This window comes from Caballeronia sp. M23-90, assembly GCF_053574605.1.
In genome coordinates this window covers 1-2,804 of the sequence record NZ_JBSIPA010000643.1, presented here as the reverse complement: position 1 = coordinate 2,804, position 2,804 = coordinate 1, and the positions used below count along the sequence as shown (strand labels likewise).

Genomic DNA, 2,804 nt, shown 5'->3' with positions numbered 1-2,804 from the left:
TCATTGAACGACGCATCGCGCAGGCATTTTGGCGCAGACGTCGCATTCCTCGGACAGGGAGGCACCATTCCGCTGATGAGCACGTTGCAGGCGGGTTTTCCACGTTCGCAGTTCATGGTGTGCGGCGTGCTGGGACCAAGATCGAATGCGCACGGCCCGAATGAATTCCTGCACGTGCCGTTCGCCAAAAAACTCACGGCGACGGTCGCCGAAGTGATTGCCGCAACGCCTTGAAGACTTGTCATCGATAATGAAAAGGCGCGCAGCTTCCAGCGCGCCTTTTCGTTTTGTATGGCCAGGCACACCATCGAATTTGTTGTGCAGCACTTTCATGTCGGGAGACGCAGTCGCATGAACACTGAAAACACGCCCGAAGCACGGATTCCCCACGATACCTTGCACGCCTATGTGAGCGCGATCTGGACGCATGCCGGCAGCACGCCGCGCGAAGCGCAACTGGTTGCCGATCACCTCGTGATGGCGAACATGTCGGGTCACGATTCCCATGGCGTCGGCATGATCCCGCGCTACATGGCCTCACTCGGCGACGGTGAACTGAAGCTCAACACGCACGCCGAAATCGTCCGTGACGCCGGCGCGGTGCTGACTATCGACGGGAAGAAAGGGTTCGGCCAGGTCGTGGCGTTCGAGGCGATGGAACACGGCATCGAGCGCGCTCAAAAGCTCGGCGTGTGCGCGGTCGGCCTGCGCAATGCGCATCACATCGGGCGCATCGGGCATTGGGCCGAGCAATGCGCGGCGGCCGGGCTTGTATCGTTTCACTTCGTCAATGTGGCGGGCGATCCCTTGGTCGCGCCGTTTGGCGGTATCGATCGCCGCTTCGGTACGAACCCGTTCTGCGCCGCGTTCCCGCGTGACGGGCGCGAACCGCTCGTGCTGGATTTCGCGACCTCGGGCATTGCTTACGGCAAGACGCGCGTGGCGTACAACAAGGGCGTGCAGGTTGCGCCAGGACATCTGATCGACCATGCGGGCGTGCCGACCGTCGAACCGAAAGTCATGCATGAAGCACCGTTCGGGTCGTTGACGGCGATGGGCGCACACAAGGGCTACGGCCTCGCTGCGATGTGCGAGATTTTCGGCGGCGCGTTGTCGGGTGGCTACACGACACATGAAAGCACGCTCGATACCACCAACGCCATCATCAACTGCATGACGTCGGTGATCGTCAATCCGAAGGCCTTCGATGCACCCGATGCCGAAGCCGAAGCGGACGCGTTCGTGGAATGGGTGAAAGCCTCGCCGCTTGCCGCGAATACGGACAGGATCATGGTTCCGGGCGAACCGGAGCGCGCGCGGCGCGCGGAACTGGAAGTGAAGGGCGTGCCCGTCGATCCGACGACGTGGCAGCAGATCCATGACGCGGCGGTGAAGGCGGGGATGCCTGCCGCGGAAATCGATGGATATCTGAAGGCGCTGCGTTAGACGCTTTATCCGCATGTAAAAAAGCGGCCGGTTTCGCAACCGGCCGCGCTGTTTCAGGCAATAAGCGCTTACTTGAGCATCTCGTCGCGAATCCAGTCGGTCACCGACGTGCGCTTCGGCGTCCATCCGAGCAATTCACGCGCGTGCTTGCCACGAACCCGGCTGTTCGATCCCAGCCCGTACGACGCCATCTCGTAGCCCCATTCCTTCTTCGCTTCCTCGAGCGGCCAGTCTTGCGGTTCGCCCAGATTCAGCGCCTTGGCCATCGCCCTGGTCATTTCGTGGAACGCCGCTTCGCCGCTTTCGACGAAATAGAACGTGCCCGCCGGGCTCTTTTCCAGCGCGCGAGCATAGAGATCGGCGACATCATCGATATGCACATTCGACCAGATATTGCGTCCCGGCCCGACATGCCGGACGATGCCGCTTTTCTGCGCCTGGGAAAGCAGGCGCGGCAACTGGACGCTTTTCGCGGTTTTCATGGCGCCGTGACCGTAGATCAGCGTGTTGCACAGCACCGAGGCGCGCACGCCACGGGTGGCTGCGTCGAGCACGAGGTTATCGATGGCTACGCGCGCCGCTTTGTCGGCGGTCGGTTCCGGCAGCGTGTCCTCGTGGTAGATCGCATCCGAGCCTTCGCCGCCGGAAGCGTCGCCGACGATGCTCGATCCGCTCGTATGCAGCAACGGCTTGTCCGATCCCGCCAGCCCTTCGATCAACGCTTCCACCGCGCCGCGATGGTCGCTGTTCGCGGCGTTGATGACGCCATCGGCGGCCCTGGCTTCGGCAATCAGCAGATCGCGGTCATCGAGCGTGCCGATCACAGGCTCCACGCCCAGTTGCTTCAGTTCGGCCGCCTGGTCGGCGCGGCGGATCAGCCCGCGAACCTGATGTCCGTTGCGCGCGAGGTGCGCTGCGATCGCTCCGCCGATAAACCCGCTTGCGCCCGTCACAAATACCTTCATGTCCATTCTCCTTTGATGATTCCTGAATCAATGGACCTAGTATCGCTCGGTTCTACTTTCGCAAAAACGATGTTAGTCTCAAAACAATCTTGACTATGCATCAACAATCGCACGATGAAAACCACCACCGAAGAATTGCTCGCTTTCGTGACCGTGATCGACGCCGGTTCGATCACGGCCGCCGCGGAAGCTTTGCAGCAAACGGTTTCGGGTGTTAGCCGCGCGCTCACCCGGCTCGAAACCAAGCTCGATTCCACGCTGATTCGCCGCACCACGCGCCGGCTCCAGCTTACCGACGAAGGCGAACTCTTCCTTGTGCGCGCCCGGGCCATCCTCGCCGCAATGGAAGACGCCGAGGAATCCATCGCCCGGCAGCGCGAACGGCCGGCGGGA

General features: G+C 61.8%; 3 protein-coding genes and 1 pseudogene. 3 read left to right on the top strand and 1 reads right to left on the bottom strand.

The genetic code is table 11. The annotated features are described in order from the left end of the window. Together ACRXB1_RS34035 and ACRXB1_RS34030 are read left to right on the top strand one after the other, a co-directional pair. Positions 1-234: pseudogene (locus tag ACRXB1_RS34035) on the top strand (peptidase M20); the annotation flags it as partial. A 117-nt stretch (positions 235-351) separates the two neighbouring features. Next, a complete protein-coding gene (locus tag ACRXB1_RS34030) occupies positions 352-1,446 on the top strand; it encodes a malate/lactate/ureidoglycolate dehydrogenase (RefSeq protein ID WP_449494538.1) in 1,095 nt (364 codons plus the stop codon). Positions 1,447-1,514: 68 nt separating this feature from the next. Here ACRXB1_RS34030 and ACRXB1_RS34025 read toward each other — a convergent pair whose 3' ends face one another. Further along, entirely contained in the window at positions 1,515-2,411 is an 897-nt protein-coding gene (locus ACRXB1_RS34025; protein WP_449494537.1) for an NAD-dependent epimerase/dehydratase family protein, read from the bottom strand. Positions 2,412-2,525: 114 nt separating this feature from the next. Here ACRXB1_RS34025 and ACRXB1_RS34020 point away from each other — a divergent pair. Then, a partial coding sequence (locus ACRXB1_RS34020; RefSeq protein ID WP_449494536.1) for a LysR family transcriptional regulator occupies positions 2,526-2,804 on the top strand: 279 nt, incomplete at its 3' end.

What these genes read in the sequence shown, in the direction of transcription:
- ACRXB1_RS34025 (WP_449494537.1), bottom strand. Translation starts at nt 2,411, where the DNA reads ATGAAGGTATTTGTGACGGGCGCAAGCGGGTTTATCGGCGGAGCGATC.
- ACRXB1_RS34030 (WP_449494538.1), top strand. Translation starts at nt 352, where the DNA reads ATGAACACTGAAAACACGCCCGAAGCACGGATTCCCCACGATACCTTG.